Origin of the sequence: Macrococcus brunensis (genome assembly GCF_022343725.1) — a bacterium.
GTDB lineage: Bacteria > Bacillota > Bacilli > Staphylococcales > Staphylococcaceae > Macrococcus > Macrococcus brunensis.
The window spans coordinates 293,232-313,206 of sequence record NZ_CP092179.1; the positions used below are offsets into that span (position 1 = coordinate 293,232).

22 protein-coding genes and 2 pseudogenes are annotated in these 19,975 nt (G+C 41.5%); 16 read left to right on the forward strand and 8 right to left on the reverse strand.

The window, feature by feature from the left end; genetic code table 11:
- The first annotated feature begins 97 nt into the window (after positions 1-97).
- The 3 genes from MGG13_RS01545 to MGG13_RS01555 all read left to right on the forward strand — a co-directional run bounded on the left by MGG13_RS01545 (position 98) and on the right by MGG13_RS01555 (position 1,608).
- A complete protein-coding gene (locus MGG13_RS01545) occupies positions 98-301 on the forward strand; it encodes a hypothetical protein (RefSeq protein ID WP_239035119.1) in 204 nt (67 codons plus the stop codon).
- Between the two features lie 124 nt (positions 302-425).
- Complete coding sequence (locus tag MGG13_RS01550; protein WP_239035120.1) at positions 426-764, forward strand: MFS transporter; 339 nt, start codon at positions 426-428, stop codon at positions 762-764.
- Positions 682-1,608 (forward strand): MFS transporter, encoded by a 927-nt coding sequence (locus MGG13_RS01555; protein ID WP_239035121.1) that lies wholly within the window; start codon positions 682-684, stop codon positions 1,606-1,608. Before MGG13_RS01550 ends, MGG13_RS01555 begins: the two co-directional genes overlap by 83 nt.
- A 42-nt stretch (positions 1,609-1,650) precedes the next feature.
- Here the strand turns inward: MGG13_RS01555 and MGG13_RS01560 are convergent.
- The 4 genes and pseudogenes from MGG13_RS01560 to MGG13_RS01575 form a co-directional block, all read right to left on the reverse strand.
- Positions 1,651-2,019, reverse strand: a pseudogene (locus MGG13_RS01560) (transglycosylase family protein); the annotation flags it as partial.
- Positions 2,020-2,028: 9 nt separating this feature from the next.
- Complete coding sequence (locus tag MGG13_RS01565; RefSeq protein ID WP_239035122.1) at positions 2,029-2,199, reverse strand: hypothetical protein; 171 nt, start codon at positions 2,197-2,199, stop codon at positions 2,029-2,031.
- A gap of 281 nt (positions 2,200-2,480) precedes the next feature.
- Positions 2,481-2,783 carry a hypothetical protein gene (locus MGG13_RS01570; RefSeq protein ID WP_239035123.1) on the reverse strand — a complete coding sequence of 101 codons (303 nt, stop codon included), beginning with the start codon at positions 2,781-2,783 and terminating at the stop codon, positions 2,481-2,483.
- The gene (locus MGG13_RS01575) at positions 2,780-3,163 is read right to left on the reverse strand and encodes a helix-turn-helix domain-containing protein (RefSeq protein ID WP_239035124.1); all 384 of its coding nucleotides are present in this window, start codon (positions 3,161-3,163) and stop codon (positions 2,780-2,782) included. Before MGG13_RS01575 ends, MGG13_RS01570 begins: the two co-directional genes overlap by 4 nt.
- A 138-nt stretch (positions 3,164-3,301) precedes the next feature.
- Between MGG13_RS01575 and MGG13_RS01580 the strand changes: the two are divergent.
- The 3 genes and pseudogenes from MGG13_RS01580 to MGG13_RS01590 all read left to right on the forward strand — a co-directional run bounded on the left by MGG13_RS01580 (position 3,302) and on the right by MGG13_RS01590 (position 5,340).
- Positions 3,302-3,938: pseudogene (locus MGG13_RS01580) on the forward strand (NAD(P)-dependent oxidoreductase).
- Positions 3,939-4,316: 378 nt separating this feature from the next.
- Positions 4,317-5,036: a transglycosylase family protein gene (locus MGG13_RS01585; RefSeq protein WP_239035125.1), complete on the forward strand. Its 720-nt coding sequence runs from the start codon at positions 4,317-4,319 to the stop codon at positions 5,034-5,036.
- 118 nt (positions 5,037-5,154) lie between these two features.
- Positions 5,155-5,340: a CsbD family protein gene (locus MGG13_RS01590; protein WP_239035126.1), complete on the forward strand. Its 186-nt coding sequence runs from the start codon at positions 5,155-5,157 to the stop codon at positions 5,338-5,340.
- Positions 5,341-5,380: 40 nt separating this feature from the next.
- Here MGG13_RS01590 and MGG13_RS01595 read toward each other — a convergent pair whose 3' ends face one another.
- Together MGG13_RS01595 and MGG13_RS01600 are read right to left on the reverse strand one after the other, a co-directional pair.
- Positions 5,381-6,481, reverse strand: coding sequence for a DUF418 domain-containing protein (locus MGG13_RS01595; RefSeq protein WP_239035127.1), 1,101 nt, complete (start codon positions 6,479-6,481; stop codon positions 5,381-5,383).
- A gap of 87 nt (positions 6,482-6,568) precedes the next feature.
- Positions 6,569-7,711 carry an NAD(P)-binding domain-containing protein gene (locus MGG13_RS01600; protein WP_239035128.1) on the reverse strand — a complete coding sequence of 381 codons (1,143 nt, stop codon included), beginning with the start codon at positions 7,709-7,711 and terminating at the stop codon, positions 6,569-6,571.
- A 198-nt stretch (positions 7,712-7,909) separates the two neighbouring features.
- Here MGG13_RS01600 and MGG13_RS01605 point away from each other — a divergent pair, with 198 nt between their 5' ends.
- From MGG13_RS01605 to MGG13_RS01615, 3 genes are all read left to right on the forward strand, one after another.
- Positions 7,910-8,899: an alpha/beta fold hydrolase gene (locus MGG13_RS01605; RefSeq protein WP_239035129.1), complete on the forward strand. Its 990-nt coding sequence runs from the start codon at positions 7,910-7,912 to the stop codon at positions 8,897-8,899.
- Between the two features lie 80 nt (positions 8,900-8,979).
- Positions 8,980-9,489, forward strand: coding sequence for an immunodominant staphylococcal antigen IsaB family protein (gene isaB / locus MGG13_RS01610; RefSeq protein ID WP_239035130.1), 510 nt, complete (start codon positions 8,980-8,982; stop codon positions 9,487-9,489).
- A 13-nt stretch (positions 9,490-9,502) separates the two neighbouring features.
- On the forward strand, positions 9,503-9,709 hold the full coding sequence (locus MGG13_RS01615; RefSeq protein WP_239035131.1) for a hypothetical protein: 207 nt from the start codon (positions 9,503-9,505) through the stop codon (positions 9,707-9,709).
- A gap of 77 nt (positions 9,710-9,786) precedes the next feature.
- On the opposite strand, the gene MGG13_RS01620 is transcribed toward MGG13_RS01615, so the two are convergent.
- Entirely contained in the window at positions 9,787-10,731 is a 945-nt protein-coding gene (locus tag MGG13_RS01620) for an L-threonine 3-dehydrogenase (RefSeq protein ID WP_239035132.1), read from the reverse strand.
- Between the two features lie 33 nt (positions 10,732-10,764).
- On the reverse strand, positions 10,765-11,955 hold the full coding sequence (locus MGG13_RS01625) for a glycine C-acetyltransferase (protein WP_239035133.1): 1,191 nt from the start codon (positions 11,953-11,955) through the stop codon (positions 10,765-10,767).
- Between the two features lie 319 nt (positions 11,956-12,274).
- Here MGG13_RS01625 and ald point away from each other — a divergent pair, with 319 nt between their 5' ends.
- The 7 genes from ald (at position 12,275) to MGG13_RS01660 (ending at position 19,968) form a co-directional block, all read left to right on the forward strand.
- Positions 12,275-13,390, forward strand: a complete 1,116-nt coding sequence (gene ald / locus MGG13_RS01630) for an alanine dehydrogenase (RefSeq protein ID WP_239035134.1) — start codon at positions 12,275-12,277, stop codon at positions 13,388-13,390.
- A gap of 27 nt (positions 13,391-13,417) precedes the next feature.
- On the forward strand, positions 13,418-14,458 hold the full coding sequence (tdcB, locus tag MGG13_RS01635) for a bifunctional threonine ammonia-lyase/L-serine ammonia-lyase TdcB (protein WP_133432462.1): 1,041 nt from the start codon (positions 13,418-13,420) through the stop codon (positions 14,456-14,458).
- 201 nt (positions 14,459-14,659) lie between these two features.
- Positions 14,660-15,469: an IucA/IucC family protein gene (locus tag MGG13_RS01640; RefSeq protein ID WP_239035135.1), complete on the forward strand. Its 810-nt coding sequence runs from the start codon at positions 14,660-14,662 to the stop codon at positions 15,467-15,469.
- 33 nt (positions 15,470-15,502) lie between these two features.
- Positions 15,503-16,126 carry a ferric iron reductase gene (locus MGG13_RS01645; RefSeq protein ID WP_239035136.1) on the forward strand — a complete coding sequence of 208 codons (624 nt, stop codon included), beginning with the start codon at positions 15,503-15,505 and terminating at the stop codon, positions 16,124-16,126.
- Positions 16,127-17,743: an IucA/IucC family protein gene (locus tag MGG13_RS01650; protein ID WP_239035137.1), complete on the forward strand. Its 1,617-nt coding sequence runs from the start codon at positions 16,127-16,129 to the stop codon at positions 17,741-17,743. It begins immediately after the preceding gene.
- Positions 17,724-18,866 (forward strand): MFS transporter, encoded by a 1,143-nt coding sequence (locus tag MGG13_RS01655; RefSeq protein WP_239035138.1) that lies wholly within the window; start codon positions 17,724-17,726, stop codon positions 18,864-18,866. The genes MGG13_RS01650 and MGG13_RS01655 overlap by 20 nt, the downstream gene beginning before the upstream one ends.
- Positions 18,850-19,968, forward strand: coding sequence for an alanine racemase (locus tag MGG13_RS01660; protein WP_239035139.1), 1,119 nt, complete (start codon positions 18,850-18,852; stop codon positions 19,966-19,968). Before MGG13_RS01655 ends, MGG13_RS01660 begins: the two co-directional genes overlap by 17 nt.
- Positions 19,969-19,975: the final 7 nt, after the last annotated feature.

The window sequence follows — 19,975 nt, forward strand, 5'->3', positions numbered from 1 at the left end:
GCCCTTAGTATTAATAAGCAATATGTAAATTTATTTTACTATTACCATTTTATTCTATATAATGAATTTAATTTATAATTTGGTGGGGATGGTAATTATGACTGTTAATCATAAAATCTTTATTTTAGTGCTCAATATCGCCTGGATGTTCTTTATTTATTACAGTTTTGTTCCTGCATTTGATGGGTTTAGATTGAATCCCATTATGATTCCTTTTAGACTGATCGCCTTGTTGTGCGTCTATCTTTTCATTCTTTTGGACCGAAGAACGATGCCTGATAAAAATAAAGATGAAAAGTAAGCCTTTCGATGATGAAAGGCTTTTTTTCATTCGATTTTTGAATCATCAGTCATTAATCATCTGTCATATCCGACTGAGTAAATGATAGGTATAATGTAACTAACTCATATACAAGGAGAAGCCGATGAAGAAACTGCCTTCGATTATTTATATATTGCTGCTTGCGACATTTCTGGCTAAAGTCAGCTTGTTTCTGGCTACACCTTTTCTATCCATCTACCTGATGGAGAACTACCATTATTCCGGTACACAGATTGGTATTATTCTATCGGTAGCTGGGATTGGCAGTATTCTAATGAGCCTTTCTGCGGGCAGTCTGATTGACCGTTTTAATAAGGAACGTGTCATATACACGGGTTTAGTGATTACCATTTTAAGTTATGCGGCTTTTTCACTGGATTCATTCATTTGCCGGGTTTATTCTATTTTCATTTATTTCCACAGTCGGTGCTTCTCTCGTTGATCCGACTTACCGGGTGCTGATTACGCAGTATACACCGCAGGAAATGAAGAAGCTGGTCTTTAATATCCGCTATTATCTAATCAATATTGCAGCAGCGATTGGACCGCTTCTTGCTGCCCAGTTATTGTTTCTTGGAATGGCACGTCTTTTCTACGCGGTGTCGATTACATTCACGATTAATCTGCTGCTTTTCGTTATTTTATTCAGACGATTTCAACTCAGTCCGGTTGCCTCTTCTGAAGAGAAAATACCTTTCTTCAATGTATTATATATCTTTAAGAAAAACAGAACGTTTCTCTTTCTGGTACTCGGTGATATCTTTATAGTCTTTGGCTATACACAGATGTCCACGACACTCTCCCAGTACTTCGGGCATATCTTTGATTATCAGGCTGCTGTGAAGAACTATGCCTTCTTACTATTAGTCAATGCGGTCACTGTTCTGACTTGCCAGTATTTCATCTTTAGAATAGGAAATATCATCAAGACGTCTATTGCTATGATGATAGGAGCTTTCCTGTTGCCGACAGGACTGCTGTTCTTTGGGTTGTCATCAAATATAGTGATACTTGCAGTTGCGATGTTTATTTTTACGATCGGTGAAATGCTGCTCTTCACGATGTGGGATATCAGAATCGACGAGATTTCGGAGCCGCATCTGAAAGGCTCTTACTATTCACTGACAGGACTTGTCGGCATCAGTCGAATTATTGCACCGCTGATTGGCGACTTACTACTGGATACTGTGGAGAATGGCCTGCTTTTATTTAGTATACTAGCCGCCATTTCATACTGCGCTATTTATTTCTTTAGAGCTAGCGGAGATATGAAAAGCATCAGTTAAATGAAAAAAAAGGAACGGAGCAATCCGTTCCTTCTTTGCGTATTATAGGGCCCAAGGTGAAGTGACTGCTAGATTATACAGTGCAACTGCTGCTGCGTCCTGTACAGATTCAGGTGCTGAAGCAGGTGATTTCCCTTTCCATGCATCAGGTGCGACTGTATCCCATGTGGACTGCATGAATTGATACTTACCAGCTGCGCCTGAAGTTGGGTTAATAGCAGTGATATCGCCGCCTGATTCACGTTGTGCTACCATTTTTAAGGATGCGTTTGGTGCAGTGATACCTGATGGAGATTGTGCTGAAGTCTGTGTCGTTGCTGTTTTTTGAGTCGTTTGGGCTGTCGGAGCTGTAGCTTGCGTATTTGTGTTCTGATTAGCAGTTGGAACTGATTTTTGAGCTGCACGCTGATTCATTTGCTTCTAATCAGATTTCTGTGGTGCATGTGCTTTGTGATTGTGATGCTGTTGTTTAGCGTTTGTCTGATGAGAACAATCCTGATGAGGTTGGTCGGCATGTGCAGTGTGTCCAGCCGCTCCTCCAGTTGAAACGACTCCGAGTGCAAGTGCAGTATTTAAAATTGAAAATGGCATATTAAATTCCTCCAAGTTGTTTTTATGAATAGTGTCTGTGAAGACAAGAACAACTATAGCACGGCAAAATAGCAGGGAGGTTACGAGGTCATGCACACGGCATAACAAATGATTACCACCATTTTTCGGACTGTCTTAATTGATACGATTCTGAAATAGATTGTTGTCAATAGAATCGTTTTAGAGTGATTATACGCTTTTTCATTGCAGTCAGATGTATTCATATTGCGAATATTGCTGTTATGTGGACGGTGAACGTCAGATGTATTGCAGTTCTGTTGTTACTTGCGCAAATAGATAAAGAGCGCGACGACAGAAGCAGAAACAATTAAACGGATAATGTGATGAGACCAGTGAAAGTCGTGAGAAAAGAGACCAGTGAGAAAAGCTGCGATCATCAGCCCGACTAACCCGATGACGAGTAAAATAAGATTGTTTGCTGTAAATGCTGTATACATAAGAAGCAGGGAAGCAGATAAATAAAGTGAATGTAGCCAGTTAAAGCCGTTATGATTGAAGTCACTGACTGTCGCAATGATAGTCAGCAGACCATAAATGAAAATAAAGATTTTAAGTATGATCATTGTTCTCTCCCCAAACTGTTTAGTTTTGTATTCATAGCCGTTAATGATTGTTTAGCAATTTGTAAACTGTTGATCTGGTCATCAATCTCTTTTTGTTTACGGACAATCAAGCTGATCAGGGTCGAATAATCTTCGTCGCTCATATTGTAGATGGCTTCAATGTCCTGAAATTTATCATCTAATGATATAAAATACATCACTTCTTTTAATGAGAATGAAGCATGCTTCAATAATTTTATTTCATTTAGACGTCTGATATCACTTTCAGAATAATCTCTGTGGTGATGAATGACTTGCGGTCTGATGAGTCCTAGTTTTTCGTAATAACGGATTGTGTCTTTAGATAACTGTGTACGTATACTGACTTCTGAAATTTTCATAAGCGCCTCCTTCTTACTTAGCATAAAAGATGGAGTATACTCCATGTCAATAAACTATTGAGTCAGTCACCAAATTGGATTCAGGTTTCGCATCGCTCTATAATGAAGAAAAGCAAACATGATCAGGAGGAATATAGGATGAAAATTGGAATTGTAGGTGCGAGTGGTAAAGCTGGACGTTTAATTATGAAGGAAGCGGTGGACCGTGATTATGAAGTGACGGCGATTGTGCGTGACCGTTCTAAAGTAACGGATGTACCGGTCATTGAAAAAGATGTACAAAGTTTACCGCGAGAAGATGTTTCACACTTTGACGTTATTGTTAATGCATTTGGTGCGCCGCTTGGTGACAGTCAAGGGCATATTGATGCAGGACGCGCACTGATCAAGCTTGTTGAAGGTACTGATATCAGACTTATCGTGCTCGGTGGCGCGGGTAGTCTTTTTGCTGATGAGAGTAAAACAATTAAAGTAGTGGATACACCTGATTTTCCTGATATGATTAAACCGACAGCGAATGGTCAGGCAGAGAACTTAGAAGAGCTGCGTCAGACGACAGACGTCAACTGGACATTCCTCAGTCCAGCTGGATTCTTTGATCCAGAAGGTGGGCGTACAAGGTCGCTATCAGTTAGGTCAGGATGTGTTATTGACTAACTCACAAGGAGAGAGCTACATCAGTTATGCGGACTTAGCCATTGCAATGGTGGATGAAATTGAGAATGCGGCACATATTAAACAACGTTTTACAGTGGTTGGAGAAAGATTAAATTAATGAGGATTCGCGGTGCAGATGTGAATCTGCACCTTTTTTATCTTTGATTATAAAATGTGTCGTGAGATGCTGATGCCTTAGCTACTACTAAAAGGGACAAATTTATAGACAAAATAAAGAGTCAAGATGACAAAAATACCAGAATTCAACACATGATTAATCGTATAAAGGAGTTTTTATAATCTTAAATAGTATATTTTTATGAAAATCAGCTCTTACATTACAAACACATTTCAAAACGTAATGCTTGTTATATGGCTGATATAATTTGTTATTTTGGCGTAACTCATGACATCTTTTTATGTGGTACAGTATATCTTGTAGCTTAAAGCATACCGAATAAAATATAACCAACAAATTTTGGAGGGTTTTCATATAATGAATAAAACTATCTTATCAACTACTTTAGCCTTAGGATTAGGTGTCACTTTAGCAGGACATTCAGCAGACGCTTCTGCTATGACTGAACAACCAGTAAACAAAGCTGAACTTGCAGATCTTGCAATGAACCACCAAGACAAATTAAATGCAGCACCAATTCAAGAAGGAACTTATGACTATGAGTTCGATTACAATGGTTACCACTTCGATTTCGAATCTAACGGTTCATCTTGGACTTGGAAATACCACACAATCGGTTACGCACCAGTTGCTACTTCAGCAGTTGCAGCGCCAGCAGTAAAAGCACCTGTAACTCAAGCAGCACCTGTAACTCAAGCAGCGCCTGTACAACAAGCGCCAGTTAAACAAGCACCAATTGCTCAAACAACTACTTACAAAGCGCCAGTAAGCTACCAAGCACCAGCTCAAACTTACACAGCGCCTAAAGCAGCAACGACTCAAACATCTTCTTCAGGTGTTTACGTTAACGCACACTTACAAGCAATCGCACAACGCGAATCAGGTGGTAACATCCACGCTATCAACCCAACTTCAGGTGCAGCAGGTAAATACCAATTCTTACAAGGAACTTGGGATACTGTAGCACCAGCTGAATGGAAAGGTAAATCACCTGCATCAGCTCCAGAATCAGTACAAGATGCTGCAGCGGTTAAATTATACAACGAATACGGTGCACAGCACTGGGTTACTGCATAATTCAATAAAGATATAGAGCCTGGGATAATTCTCAGGCTTTTTTATTTTGCTCAATCGTTTATAAGTCTGTATATAAGGGTAAAATATAATTACATGACTGATAGAAAGGATGATTAGAATGGCTTTAGATGGCAAATTTGATCAACTTAAAGGAAATGTACAAGAGAAGGTTGGAGAAGTTACAGACAACCAAAACTTAAAAGAAAAAGGCGAAGAAAACCAAATCTCTGGTAAAGTGAAAGAAGCGACAGATTATGCTAGAGATGCAGTGAATGATAAAGTAGACGAATTTAAAAATAAATAAAAGTAAAGCGACTGATGACTAAAATCATCAGTCGCTTTTTCTATTTTAAATATGTTATTCTTCGCCATACCCATTCCAGTGGCCCCATCTTATAGTGTTTCAGATAGAGATTGCTCAACCATAGGAGCAGAAGGGCAATCACTGTAAGTAATAAATGGAGTGTCACAATGTGCAGACTATTATAGAGTTTAAAAACGTAAAATAATAAAAAGAGGATCAGACTTTGTGCGATATAGACAGAAAAAGCTAGTTTGCCCAGTGCCTGAAATGGCATCAGTAACTTGAGCCATTCAATCTTATTGCATAAGAGCACCAGTGTCATGACATAAGCAGCAGCAAGTATTGTCCCCCCTACATAGACCAGTTCGCCATGACCATTTACAGCAAATATTTTAACAGCTATTCCGCTGATAGCAGTCACGATGATTGAAATGATTGTCGCATTTTTGTAGTGGGCCAGCTTATCAAATGCATTTGTTCTGAAACACCACATTCCGAATAAGATAAACGGCATAATCATCAAAGCATCCGCAAATATTTTGCCGATAGAAAGTGGTGTCGCATAATCCAGAAAAGTAACAGCATTCCATTTGATTATTCCGGCAATATCGCTGTGATTGATTGCTTGTGTCAACAGTCGATCAGATGTATCAGGTAAAGCCTCACTTCCTGCCAGCAATGAAATCATGGTAACAGTAAAGGTTGTAAAAGAGAACTGAATGATGGCGACAATCAATGAAACAATGGGTTTTGCGAAGAGGAAAGGGATACAGAGAATAGCAAGTGTCGCATAAGTCTGCAGAATATCACCATAAAATAACAGAAAGCCATGCAGCAATCCGAAGACCATCATGGCAATAAAGCGTCTTAAAAGGATGGGAGACGGATTCTGTCCACGTTGTGTGATATTCCTGTACATGATAGCCATTCCCATCCCAAATAAGAAAGCAAAGATGGGATAAAATGAATTATGAATGATGACAACATTGATGTCATAAATCCACTGACTTAACTGATCTCGATAAATTTCTTCAGGTGCATTGTAAACATTCGCATAGTGAAAGCCAAGGGCATTCATAAAAAGGATGCCGATCAGACTGATACCGCGAATGATATCGATACTGATAATACGTTCTTTCATAACAAATCATTCCTATTCTATTACGATTAAATTTAAAGCTACTTATCAGTATAGAACATGATGCAGATAAAAATTCTTAAAGTTTCCTTAAAAAGAAGAAACAGGAGCCTGCTTCAATGCTTCTGCGATCCGTTCAGCTGCTTTTCTGCCACCGATTATATTTCTTGAGACGGGTCCAAGTTCGAGTTCAGCAAGCGGACCGGAGACATAGAGCTGATCGAACCATTCAAGGTTGTGACTGACAACGGGAAAACCGCAGCTGGCTGTTGGCAGTTGATAAGTCTGTATAAGTTGACTGAATAAAGGATCTTGACAAAGATCGGAACCGCAGCCTGTCGCAAGAGCAATGCGATGATAAGAAATTTCTCTGCCATCTGTAAGCGTGATTATCTGATCATCTACTTTTTTGATATCGCCTTTAATAATGTTCACTTTGCCTTTTACTTCAAGGTATTTGAGTGACTGTTTCAAATGCATAGGCATAGACCCTCTATGCCGTGCTTCCTTAATCATCTCACGTCTAGTCACGTAGCTTTGTGTCTGATTAAATGCCTTCATATTCTTTGGGCCAAGCCATCCGGGTTCTGCATCCAGTTCATGACAGCGGATATCATGCCGCATAATCAGTGTGACAGGTCTGTCAGCTGCCAGTTTTCTGACAGCATGACATGCCGTAATACCGCCGCCGATAACGACATCCGCCTTGTTGAGCGGCTGCTGATAATCAAAGATATGCTGGTAACGCGCCGGACTGACGGCAGAAAGAAAGTCAGGAATATGATGAACATGATTCAGACCTGTCGCGAGTATGATATGGCTCGCCTGATAAGTGCCGCTCTCACCGGTCACTGTCCAGAGATGATTTTCTTTGGTAAGCGCGACCGCTTTATCATAGACATGGCAATCTTCCAAATCGTTTTCTTTAATCGCGTTCTGGATATGGTCGTTGAACATTTCAAGCTGTGGGCGCTGATAATAACCACTGAAAGCCTGTGTATACTCATTGGTTTTAGCAAATTTCTTTAAGTCATAAGGGTTCGGATGTACATGGTGCACGAGAGGCGAACGCAGATAATCCATGTCGATATTACTTGTAATCTGCTGCCACTGCTGCGTATAGGGACCAGGCTCCATAATCTGAAGCGCTTCTTTAGTGATGACATGATCCTGTAGTAAGCGGAGAGCTATTGTTATACCATGGATACCGCCGCCGATAATAATAATATTCATCTGTTTAACCTCCTGATAAAAAATAAGAGCATCACCGGGATGCTCTTAAAGTGTCGTATGTCGCATGAGGTACTGATTAACGCAGTTAATTCGTAACCGTTACGATTTAAATAATAACAGACCTAAATCAGAAAGTAAAGTTAAAACCTGGCACGACAGGGTATGAGAAGGTTATCAGTCAAGTAATCAGGTGAATATATGAAATTATTACGTTTCTTAGTAAAGATTGTCTTGGTTCTATTCAGTCTATTAGTCGTTTTATTAATTGTGTCCTCAATCTATCACTATTCACAGACCTCAGAAGATAAAACAGAATTACTCAAATATCTTGGCGAGCATCATCATTTTGTCCAGACGTCAGATGGCACTTATAGCGTCTATGAGAAAGGAAAAGGGCATGATGTCATTCTGTTCAGAGAAGGGTTGCTGACAGTCTCCAATATACTGGATTTTATGCCGCTTGCTGACGAATTGAGCAAAAATCACCGCGTCATCATGATAGATCCGCTGGGTTACGGCATGAGCAGCAGTCCAAAAACAAAACGAACAAATGAGAACATCAATCATGAATATCATACTATCGTCTCAAAACTCACAGATGATCAGGACCAGCTGACTTTCATTAATCATTCGATCAGCGGGGCTTATACAATGGATTATGTAAATCGTTATGCAGGACACGTGAAACGGGTCATTAATATCGATGGCTCACGACCGGTCCAGGGATTGAAGGTGACAGATAAGCATCCCTTTGAACTGATTAGTCTGGCACCTGTATTGAATGAAACAGGTATCATCAGACTTGGTTTTCAGTTCGAAACGACACGGCAGCTCACTGGCTTCAATGAGATTCTGCGTGATATGACCCCACTGTATGATAAGACGCTTCAGAAAGAATATAGAAAGATGAATCAGTGGGCATTTTTAACAGGTGACATGATGAAGTACTACACGGAATCCAATAATAATATCGCGCGTATTAAAGGGATGAAATATCCAGCTGATATAGCAGTGCTCTCATTTGCAGCGAGTGATACGACGAAGAAGTATTCAGACTGGCTCCATCTGCAAAATGAAGTCTTCAGCAATACTGCAGTGCAACATACCCTTAAGATAGAGGGGCCTCATTATCTGCATCATACTTCTCAGACTTTGGAAGAAGATATCATAAAGTTCACTCATTATTAACAAATGATGTAACACAGTAGAAATTTTTGTAATATAATTGTAATATTAGAAGATGAATAAATACTCGAGAGGTGAGCCAAATGAATAAACTATTTCCATATGCACTGTCAGCAACCATTTTATTATCAGGGCTGTCGATTGCATCTTCAGCACTTGCAGAAGCAGTGACAACGTCGTCGCAGTCTGTTAATCAGACTATACCGTACTATACTTATAACGGTTATTTCAGAAACAATTCTAAGACCTTGATCAACAAACAATTTGTACTGGCCTTAAAAAATGATAATGTAAAAATCAATGGCTATATGATTAACAAAAAACGACCAAAAACAGAAGTGAAAACACAGATTAAATATCGCTATGATATCATGATGGATGTCTACAAAAATAAAGTCGTGGGCATACATTTGCTGGCAGACGAGAAAGCCATTACATTGAAACAGTTTAAAGCAGCACATAAAGGAACTAAAATTTTGAAGGTCAAGGACTATCATAATGGGGCGTACCACATCATTTATCAGACGAAGAATGGTGGCAGCTATGAAGCGACTTTTGATAATGGTTACTTAACACTCGTTTCAATCCATTAAAGGAGGCGTTAATATGTCAAACAACAACTGGCCGCCAAAACATCACGGTGAACATAATCCCGAAGGACGGACGGGTAATCAAAATTTAGATACACCTGGTTTAAAAGGGCGTGAAGATGATACTTATGCTAAAAATGTAGCAGGCGCGAATTTATCAGGAGCAGGTATACTGGACAAAATTGCTTCTATTTTCATCCACCGGGATACAGGCAGAAAGTAAACATGAAGACATCAGCACAAGCTGATGTCTTTTTTTGTACAAAAAAAACCTCTCCCGTTTAGGAGAGGTTTTTTATCTTATTTCTTTTTGATTGCTTCAAGCATTTCTTTAGTCATTGTATCTAAGTCAAACTTAGGATCGAAGCCCCATTGTTTTTTAGCTTCTGAAGCATCGATTGAGTTTGGCCAGCTTTCTGCAATACCTTGACGAACTGGATCAACATCGTAGTCAAGTTCGAAGTCAGGGATCTCTTTACGAATGCTTGCTGCAACCATTTCTGGATCGATACTCATAGCTGTTACGTTGAATGCGTTACGATCTTTTAAGTTTTCAGCTGGTGCTTCCATTAATTTGATGATAGCGTCGATTGCATCGTCCATGAACATCATATCCATGAAAGTACCTTTGTCGATGTATGAAGTATATTTACCTTCACGAACTGCTTTGAAGTAGATTTCTACTGCATAGTCAGTAGTACCGCCACCTGGTTCTTTAACGTGTGAAATCAGACCAGGGAAACGGACACCGCGAGTATCTACGCCGAAACGGTGGAAGTAGTAGTCACATAATAATTCACCAGATACTTTGTTGACACCGTACATTGTTGTTGGACGTTGGATAGTTGTCTGAGGTGTGTTGTCTTTAGGTGTGTTAGGTCCGAATGCACCGATTGATGATGGTGTGAAGAACTGCATGTTGTGTTTACGAGCAACTTCTAATGCGTTTAGTAAACCACCCATGTTTAAGTTCCAGGCGAATACAGGATCTTTTTCTGCTGTCGCTGATAATAATGCCGCCATGTGCATGATTGTATCTGCTTTAAAGTCTTCGGCGATTTTATCCATTCTTTCAGCATCTGTTACATCGAGCTCTTCGAAAGGTCCTTCAAGTACTTTTGCGCCTTCTTCCGGACGACGTAAGTCAGTTGCTAATACGCTGTCTACACCGTAGATTTCGCGAAGTTTCAGTGTTAATTCTGTACCGATTTGGCCAAGTGCGCCTGTGATCATAATACGTTTCATGAATATACTTCCTTTCTCTATTTAAAAGTTAAATTATTTGATGATATTTAATTCTTTACCAACTTTTTCGTAGATTTTAAGTGCATCATCTAACATTTCTTTAGTGTGAGCAGCTGTCGGCATATTTCTAACACGACCTGTACCTTTTGGAACAGTAGGGAAGACGATAGATTTAGCGTAAACGCCTTCTTCCATTAAACGTTTAGAGAATTGTTGAGTTGTTTTTTCGTCACCGATGATACATGGTGTGATTGGTGTTTCTGAATGGCCGATATCGAAACCAAGTTCTTTCAGACCTTTTTTCAGGTAGTCACCATTTTCCCATAATTTATCGTGAAGTTCAGTAGATTCCATTAAGATATCGATCGCCTGGATGATAGCAGCTGAATCTCCTGGTGTTAATGAAGTAGAGAATAAGAATGGACGTCCCGCTACTTTAAGCCAGTCGATTAATTCCTGTGTACCTGCTACGTAACCACCGACTACACCGATTGCTTTTGATAATGTACCCATCTGGAAGTCGATTTTGTCTTGAAGACCGAAGTGTTTAACAGTACCTGCACCTTTACCCATAACGCCTGATCCGTGCGCGTCATCGACATAAGTGATGAGGTTGAACTCTTCAGCAATTTTAGCGATTTCTGGCAGTAATGCTACATCGCCGTCCATTGAAAAGACGCCGTCAGTGATGTACATCACTTTTTTGTAAAGACCTGATTCAGTCGCTTCTTTCGCTTTAGCGCGTAAATCTTCCATGTCTGAGTGTTTAACGCGGATGATTTTTGCTTTAGAAAGACGGCAACCGTCGATGATTGAAGCATGGTTCAGTTCATCTGATAAAATCGCATCTTCTTTATTCATGACAGCACTGATAGCACCCATATTACAGTTGAAACCAGATTGGAATGCGATCGCTGCTTCAGTTCCTTTGAATTCAGCAATTTTCTTTTCGAGTTCAACGTGAACATCAAGCGTACCGTTGATTGTACGAACAGCACCAGCGCCTACACCGTGAGAATCGATTGTTTCTTTTGCTGCTTTTTTAAGACGATCGTGTGTCGCAAGACCTAAGTAGTTATTAGATGATAAGTTGATTAATTCTTTACCATCAATTTTAATTTTCGGTCCGTTTGCACCTTCAACAACGTTGATTTCATTGTAGAGTCCGTTGTCTTTTAAGTAATCCAGATTTTCATTTAAAAACTGTTGTAAAACTTTAGACATGAATCATGACCTCCTAAGTTTTTTTGTCATGACCATCATAACACTTCTCGAAAGGAAAATAAAAGAAAAGTCCATCCGAAAAGTACATTGTAAAAAATCAGACACAAAAATAGCCTTATTTTATGTATTATTTGCATTTAATCACACTCTGAACAGATAAATAGCGAACGTTTTGTTCGTTTCAGGTGTACACATGTTTACTCCTTGTGTAACCGTTTACAGTCAGAAATTTGTCAATATTTGCTACTATATATCACTTTACAATCTGTGCATTTGGTTATATGCTTATTGTGAAATAAATCACAAAGGAGTTTTGATCATGAAAATTGGCGTTGTGAAAGAACTGAAACAAGGTGAAGGACGTGTAGCCTGCACCCCTGAGAATGTTAAGAAGTTAGTGGAGTCAGGTAGCGAGGTCGTTGTTCAGCAGGACGCAGGTGTTGGATCAGGATTTACAGATGATATGTACGTAGAAGCAGGTGGCCAGATTGTTTCGCATGAAGAAGCATGGACAGCTGACTTGATTATTAAAGTAAAAGAGCCGGCAGCAAGCGAGTTCCAGTACTTCAAGAAAGACCAGATTATCTGGGGCTTCCTACACTTAGCTTCTTCTAAAGAGACAGTTGAAGCGATGAAAGAGGCAGGCGTTACAGCCATCAGCGGTGAGACTATCATTAAAGATGGTAAAGCAGAACTGCTGGCGCCGATGAGTGCGATTGCAGGTCAGCGTTCAGCAATTATGGGCGCATATTACCTTGAAGGACAGCATGAAGGCCAAGGTATCCTGTTATCAGGCGTTCAGGAAGGTGTTGATATTCCAGGTGGAACAGTCGTGATTTTCGGTGGCGGTGCAGCAGCGGTCAATGCAGCGAATGTTTCACTCGGCTTGAACAGTAAAGTCATCATCATCGAACTGAACGATGACAGAATCAGCTGGCTGAAAGAGCATTATGCAGGTAAAAATGTAGAAGTCGTGAAATCGACACCAGAAAATCTGGCAGAAGAAATCAAGAAGGCCGATATCTTTATTTCTACTATCCTGATTCCAGGTGCGAAACCACCTAAACTGGTGACACGTGACATGGTTAAATCAATGAAAAAAGGCTCAGTACTTGTCGATATCGCAATTGACCAGGGTGGATCAGTAGAAGGCATCAGACCGACAACGATTTCTGATCCTGTTTACGTTGAAGATGGAGTCGTTCACTATGCAGTTCCGAACCAGCCAGGTGCTGTTCCAAGAACATCAACAATGGCACTGGCACAAGGGAATATTAAATACCTGCTTGAAATCAGTGAAAAAGGGCTGGAAAAAGCGCTGACAGAAGATGCTGACCTCCGGACAGGCGTCAATATGTACCAGGGACACATTACAAATAAAGGTCTTGCCGACTCTCATGACATGACTTACGAAGAACTTGAAAGCTTACTCTAAAAAATAAAAATAAGGTGTGAATCTATCATGACAACCAATCCTATTGTTTTACAGACCGCACATATCGTCAATATCGGAGACATCGAAGCTGCCAAAGCACGCATCAAACCATTTATCCGCGAAACGCCTATGATTCAGTCGATGTACTTAAGCCAGAACGTCGTTAAAGGGAATGTCTACCTCAAACTTGAAAATATGCAGTATACAGGTTCGTTTAAATTCCGCGGCGCAAATAACAAGATCAACTCACTGACAGAAGAACAGAAGGCAAAAGGGATCATCGCAGCATCAGCAGGTAACCATGCTCAAGGTGTTGCGCTGACTGCTAAACTGATGGGCATTAAAGCAACAATCGTGATGCCTGAAACAGCACCCATTGCGAAACAGAAAGCGACAGAAGGTTACGGCGCAACAGTTGTATTAAAAGGCGATAACTTCAATGAAACGCGTCTTGCGATGGAAGAGATGGCGAAAGAAACAGGTATGACGATTGTCCATCCTTATGATGACCGTGAAGTCATGGCTGGACAAGGTACAATCGGACTTGAAATTCTTGATTATATCTGGAATGTGAATACGGTGATCTTACCAGTAGGGGGCGGCGGCCTGATTGCCGGTATTGCCACTGCACTGAAATCATTCAACCCGTCTATTCATATCATCGGTGTCCAGTCAGAAAACGTCCATGGTATGGCAGAATCATTTAAAAACAGAAAACTGACTGAACATCGCGATGGTCCGACACTCGCAGATGGCTGTGACGTTAAAATTGCCGGTGATAAAACATATGAAGTCGTCAAACACTTAGTTGATGAATTTATACTGGTATCTGAAGATGAAATTGAGCATGCGATGAAAGATCTGATGCAAAGAGCTAAAATCATCACAGAAGGTGCAGGTGCTCTGCCGACAGCAGCACTGCTCAGCGGTAAGATTGATCCAAAATATCTTGAAGGTAAAAACATCGTTGCGCTTGTTTCAGGCGGTAACGTAGACTTAACTCGCGTCTCAGGCGTAATTGAACATGGTCTGAAAATTGCTGATACTAGTAAAGGTGTTGTAGGTTAATTAAACTGCACAACCGCTTCTCTCAAAATGAGAGGAGCGGTTTTTTGTCTTTTATACTCATTTAAAGTGATTATTTACCTAAAAGAGCAAATGACTTATTCTATAATATTTAGTAATAGTAGAAATTATTGACTTATGGTGACTGTATTTCTATAATGATAATGATTCTCAATTAGTTTAGGAAAGGATACCCTACATGAAATGAATCATAAACAGTTAATCCATTTTGCGACCATTCATTTTCCTGACCTGTCACTTGAAGATATCGAAGAATCATTGGAGCGTGCTGACTTCAGGACGAAAAAAATGCTTAATCACGCATGTACAAATGAAGCGATTGACCTGACACAAGTTGAACCGGAAGCTTTAAAGCGCCTGGAAGAAGAGATGGCTGATTCCACTGCCAATCTGACGCTCAGTTATCTCCAGTACAAAAGAGATTATGCGAGGTTCGGCAAGACATACAAGTCCATCGGAGAATATTACGCTGCTGAGGGCAAGGATGCGAGTCTGTTTGAACAGTGCTGCTACGAAGGTCATCCCTTTCATCCTATGTCTAAGACCAAGATGGGATTCACGCCTGATAAAGTGATGAAGTTTGCACCGGAATTCAAGCAGCCGGTGGATGTTATGGAAATCCATGTGCATAGCAGTCTAGTCGGAGAAAAAGGTGAGGCTACGCATGGTGAGCAATCTGATTACAGAGTTATCTATGTACACGAATGGCAGTGGGCACATGTCATCATGGCGAAGTATCACGATTTGATAGATGAAGGGCTCATTAAGCTGGGTGCTAAAGTGACTGCAGCGCCGTTACTGTCATTTCGTTCGCTTCTAGCACCAGAAGCGGTTATCAAAACAGCTGTCAGCGTGCAGGCAACGAGTGCTGTACGGAATGTTTCACGCGCTTCTATTGAGAATGGTATAACGCTCAGTCGGTATGTTGACGTGTACTACAGACAACATCACTATACAGGCTGTTATATTCAGAAAGATATCTATGGCAGCTGATTTCACAATAACGATCCGCAGTTTGCGTGTCTCATGCGGGAACGTATTCCGGAAGATCAAGGGATACCTGTCGTCGCAGCAAGCTTCATCAATCAGAGCTTTATTACGGGTGAACTACTGATGAAGGACTTTATAGACGAGCTCGGGTGCAGTGAACGTTTTATCAGACGTTATACTGAACTGCTGATGACAGCTACTTATCAGCTCATGGTTGAAACAGGTATCAGTCTCGAGGCACATATGCAGAACACGGTAATTGTTATAGAGAAAGGTCTGCCAAATGCCGTCTATATCCGTGACTTCGGCGGCATCCGGATACTTGCAGAAACATTGCCTTTGAATAATGACACAGGCATTGAGACGAAGCACCAGAAAGACCTCTTCAATGTGATGAGTCATGCCGTCATCTACAATCACCTGCTCCAGATTTACCGTCATGCGGATGAAGCTGGTCTCATCAACTATGAGACATGTCTCGATATATTGAAAGATGTAGCTGCACAGATTAATGACCAGACTCAGCCGCCAGACGAACTGAATCTGCTCAAGCAGCCTGAGCTGAAGGTCAAGGCGCTTCTCAGCATGCGTCTAAAGACAGAAGCGCATGACTATCAGTTCATCAAAGTCTACAATCCTGTCTATGAGGAGGTGCGCTGAATGTGGCAGCATAAAGTCCGTCAGGAAGCGGCACGGTTCAGTGCGGAGGAAATCAATGAAGGTATCACTGAAGCGATAGCGATCACCAATGAGAAGCTGATGAGGGCCATTGTACGGGAAGGACTGCTGTCTTATACATTGTCAGCTGAGAAGTGGAAGTTTCATCTTACCGGACGGCATGTTTTCTTCTACGATCCTGGTACTCGTAGCATTGAGTCAGGTGATGCGATAGATGCACTGCAACTGGTGCATCTGCTTGAATGTCACCAGACAGACGAATTGAACTGGAGAACACTCATGCCGGAGATTGAAAACCAGCTCATCAATCAGGCACTGAGTTTGATATTCTGTCGTCATTCACCTGCTGCTGAGCATGCTTACTTGAAGGGTGAACAGCTCTGTCTCACCGGTCATAATCTGCATCCTTGTGCCAAAATCAGAATCGAGATGCCGTTCGATGAGGTTCGAAAATATGCGCCTGAATATAATGATGCCTTTCAGTTGAACTGGCTTATGGTAGATAGGAACCTGCTGTTTGTTGATTTAGATGATAAAGATTACAGGAAACTGATTGCGTTCAGCGGGATTGAAGAAACTATTCCAGAAGGCTGGATTCTCGTGCCTGTTCATCCTTACCAGTTTAAATATGTACTGCCGGATATTTATAGCGAGGAGATAAAGAATGGACAGATCAAACTGCTACCGCATATAGGCGGATGGGTTAAAAGTACCTCTTCATTTAGAACTGTCTGTCCGCTTGACAGCCGCTATCCGGTGATCAAGCTGCCTGTCGATATTCAGATTACATCGACGAAACGCTCAATCAGCCGGACGACCGCTTTAAATGCAAAGAAAGTGACCGATTATATCCGCACTATTTATCTGCGTGATGCAGAACTGAATCATATCAGCCGACCCGTATATGAACTGGGTGGTGTGACGATGCGGAAAGCAGCGGTGCCTAAACAGCGGAATCTGTCATTTCTACTACGTGAGAACATCAGTGACAGTATCGATGCGGATGAACTTTACTGTGCCAACTGTCTCTTTGAACAAGTAGGGGGCCGGGTGCCTATCGCAAAACAGCTGATTCAATCAACCGGCAGCTCTCCTATTGACTGGTTTGAAAAATACGTGGAACTGCTCGCGACGGTCACCTTGAAGATGATGTCGCTCTATGGCATTGGTCTTGAAGCACATCTGCAGAATATTTCAGTGGCCTTTAACAACGGGTTTCCGGTCAGCATCTACTACCGGGACTGGGGTGGACTACGTATTGATGAGGTCAGAGCAAGACAGCTCGCACTGGAAAAAGGACTCACTTCTGCTACGCGCGAAGAGATGTACGAAAAAGTGCAGAACACACTGATCAGTAATCATCTGTCTGAACTTGTGAAGTTCTTTGTGACATTAGGCTATTCAGAAGAGCGGCTCTGGCAGATTGTCAGAAAGCGAATAGATGACTTCTACCGTATGCATCCTGCTGTTAAAGATTATGAACAGCTGACAGCAGCGGTGATTTATGAGAAAGCCCTGCTGTCGATGCGCCTTATGCCGGACAGGGGTGATATTTATCTCGAGAAGGATAATCCGCTTAATGTCTATGCGTACCGTTAATCCATATCATCGTTTTCTGGCTTCTCTCTTAACAGCAAGAACCATTGACTGGATTGATATTATCGTGCTGAACTGGCTCGTCTTCCATTATTCGGGTGAAGTCATGTATTTATCCTACATCAATGCAGCCAGACTGCTGCCGTCTCTTGTACTTGTATCCATTATCGGCAGGCTCGTTGATTGCAGGAGAATGACTGAGCTGATGTACGTCGTCCAGCTTGCTGTCATCGCTTTGACGATGCTGATCTATATGGTCAATGTGCAGTCTATCTTTCTGCTGATTGTTCTCGTAACAGTCAAATCGATATTCGTCAGTATTGATAATGTGCAGCGCAATAAACTATTGTCTACTTTCGCTAAAAAAGAACAACTTGAGCAGGCTATTCAGCTGAATGCGCTGATATTGAACTGTGCGAGACTGGTGGGACCGTTTATTGCAGGACTGTGCCTGGCATATGTAGATCCTATCCAGCTATTAATCCTGCCGGCAGGAGGTGCGCTATGTGTCATGCTTCTGAACCGCTCATTGCCAGACGTCGAATGTGGTGATAGCAAACAACATCAGCTCAAGTCCTATCTCTTACAGCGCCCTCAGTTGATCGGATTAATACTCAGCAGTCTGATGATGATGTTCTTTGGTTTATCTATTTCCGTTATCTTACCTGTTATTGCAGGGAGCAGTCAGCACTATGCTCTTTACACAGCTGTGATTGCAGCAGGCTCTATTTTAACGTTATTACCGGTTTTTAGAGTTAATTGCTCAGAGAACTGTCAGATCTACGGCTCGATTATAATGTCGATTATCGGTTTTTGTGGTCTCCTGGTACCTGGTTTCTGGATAGCTATCCTGTCCTTATTCGTTATCGGTGCTGCGACTCAGAGCTTTAGAACCATCAACAGACTATTAATTCAGCAGCAGACGATAGAGAGATACAGGGGTTCAGTGCTCGCAGTAGCCATGATGGATAGAGGATGCATTCCGCTCGGCGGTGTCGTCTTAACGTTCATCATTAAGCATTATAATCTGACAACGGCGCTTCTTTTGATGATTGCTGGACTGACAGCAACGTTATGCTGTACTTATTACTGGATGAGGAGGTTTCCAAATGCCGAACTGGAATGAACTACTGCAAGGTAAAGATGAAGGTCTGTATATTTATGATCTCACTGCTTTAAAAGAAAGAGCAAAAGTTTTAAGCGACAGTCGTCATCGCATCTTCTATGCCGTCAAGTCAAACTCTGACTTACGCGTCCTTAAAACGCTTATGCCTTTTGTAGACGGCTTTGAAGTGGCTTCGAGAGGTGAGATAGAGAAAATAAGGATGATGAGTCGGGACATTCCGATTATTTTCGGTGGACCTGTCAAAACACAGGAGGACCTTAAGTATGCGCTGGAAAAAGGTGTTACATCGTTCAACGTCGAGAGCTTATTTGAACTGGATGAACTGCAGACACTTTCTGTAGAGAAGGACTGTCACTTGTCTATCCAGCTGAGAATCAATTTAGCTGACATTGAAAGTGACGCCACTTTGAAGATGGCGGGGGTGACACAGTTTGGACTGCCGGAAGAAGACTTCATACAAGCTGTCGAACTTATACAGTCATCCAATCATATGCAGCTAAGCGGCTTTCATTTTCATGCGATGAGCAATAATATGAATGTTTCGCATCACGTCAGTTATGTAGAAGCAGCGTGCGATTTTGTGAAGCAGCATCAGAAGCTTCTGCCACCTGAGCCTGTCATCAATATCGGTGGTGGTTTCGGGATTGATTACCAGCAGGAGAAGACATTTGATATGGCGCATTTCATGAATCTGACTGAAGACAGCTCGGTTCTGACGCTTGAAATAGGGAGATGGCTGACGGGTCCTATCGGTTATTACGCAGCAGGGGTCTACGATATTAAAGAGATGCATGGTCAGAACTTTGTGTTGTTGAACGGTGGTACATATCATTTCCGTTTTCCGAAAGCCTGGTTTCACGAACATCCTTTTCTTGTCGTCAAACGGCAGCAGAAGCGGAGCCGGAGGAAGACGCTTCAACAGGTGAAGGCTGTTATTGCCGGGAAGCTCTGTACACCTAATGACGTCTTCGGCCCAGAGTATTATTTTGAAGACATTGCAACAGATGATTTAATTATTTTTAAATTCGCTGGTGCGTACGGTCGCGAGATCAGTCACCTCGAATTTCTGAGTCACGCTAAACCTAAAATACTATACATATAACTGGAGG

Coding starts and splice junctions, on each gene's coding strand:
- MGG13_RS01600 (WP_239035128.1), bottom strand. CDS start 7,711: ATGAATATTATTATTATCGGCGGCGGTATCCATGGTATAACAATAGCT.
- MGG13_RS01575 (WP_239035124.1), bottom strand. CDS start 3,163: ATGAAAATTTCAGAAGTCAGTATACGTACACAGTTATCTAAAGACACA.
- MGG13_RS01590 (WP_239035126.1), top strand. CDS start 5,155: ATGGCTTTAGATGGCAAATTTGATCAACTTAAAGGAAATGTACAAGAG.
- MGG13_RS01625 (WP_239035133.1), bottom strand. CDS start 11,955: ATGTCTAAAGTTTTACAACAGTTTTTAAATGAAAATCTGGATTACTTA.
- MGG13_RS01545 (WP_239035119.1), top strand. CDS start 98: ATGACTGTTAATCATAAAATCTTTATTTTAGTGCTCAATATCGCCTGG.
- MGG13_RS01640 (WP_239035135.1), top strand. CDS start 14,660: ATGAATCATAAACAGTTAATCCATTTTGCGACCATTCATTTTCCTGAC.
- MGG13_RS01615 (WP_239035131.1), top strand. CDS start 9,503: ATGTCAAACAACAACTGGCCGCCAAAACATCACGGTGAACATAATCCC.
- ald (WP_239035134.1), top strand. CDS start 12,275: ATGAAAATTGGCGTTGTGAAAGAACTGAAACAAGGTGAAGGACGTGTA.
- MGG13_RS01660 (WP_239035139.1), top strand. CDS start 18,850: ATGCCGAACTGGAATGAACTACTGCAAGGTAAAGATGAAGGTCTGTAT.
- MGG13_RS01555 (WP_239035121.1), top strand. CDS start 682: ATGCGGCTTTTTCACTGGATTCATTCATTTGCCGGGTTTATTCTATTT.
- MGG13_RS01620 (WP_239035132.1), bottom strand. CDS start 10,731: ATGAAACGTATTATGATCACAGGCGCACTTGGCCAAATCGGTACAGAA.
- MGG13_RS01605 (WP_239035129.1), top strand. CDS start 7,910: ATGAAATTATTACGTTTCTTAGTAAAGATTGTCTTGGTTCTATTCAGT.
- MGG13_RS01550 (WP_239035120.1), top strand. CDS start 426: ATGAAGAAACTGCCTTCGATTATTTATATATTGCTGCTTGCGACATTT.
- MGG13_RS01585 (WP_239035125.1), top strand. CDS start 4,317: ATGAATAAAACTATCTTATCAACTACTTTAGCCTTAGGATTAGGTGTC.
- isaB (WP_239035130.1), top strand. CDS start 8,980: ATGAATAAACTATTTCCATATGCACTGTCAGCAACCATTTTATTATCA.
- tdcB (WP_133432462.1), top strand. CDS start 13,418: ATGACAACCAATCCTATTGTTTTACAGACCGCACATATCGTCAATATC.
- MGG13_RS01595 (WP_239035127.1), bottom strand. CDS start 6,481: ATGAAAGAACGTATTATCAGTATCGATATCATTCGCGGTATCAGTCTG.
- MGG13_RS01650 (WP_239035137.1), top strand. CDS start 16,127: ATGTGGCAGCATAAAGTCCGTCAGGAAGCGGCACGGTTCAGTGCGGAG.
- MGG13_RS01655 (WP_239035138.1), top strand. CDS start 17,724: ATGTCTATGCGTACCGTTAATCCATATCATCGTTTTCTGGCTTCTCTC.
- MGG13_RS01645 (WP_239035136.1), top strand. CDS start 15,503: ATGCGGGAACGTATTCCGGAAGATCAAGGGATACCTGTCGTCGCAGCA.
- MGG13_RS01570 (WP_239035123.1), bottom strand. CDS start 2,783: ATGATCATACTTAAAATCTTTATTTTCATTTATGGTCTGCTGACTATC.
- MGG13_RS01565 (WP_239035122.1), bottom strand. CDS start 2,199: ATGCCATTTTCAATTTTAAATACTGCACTTGCACTCGGAGTCGTTTCA.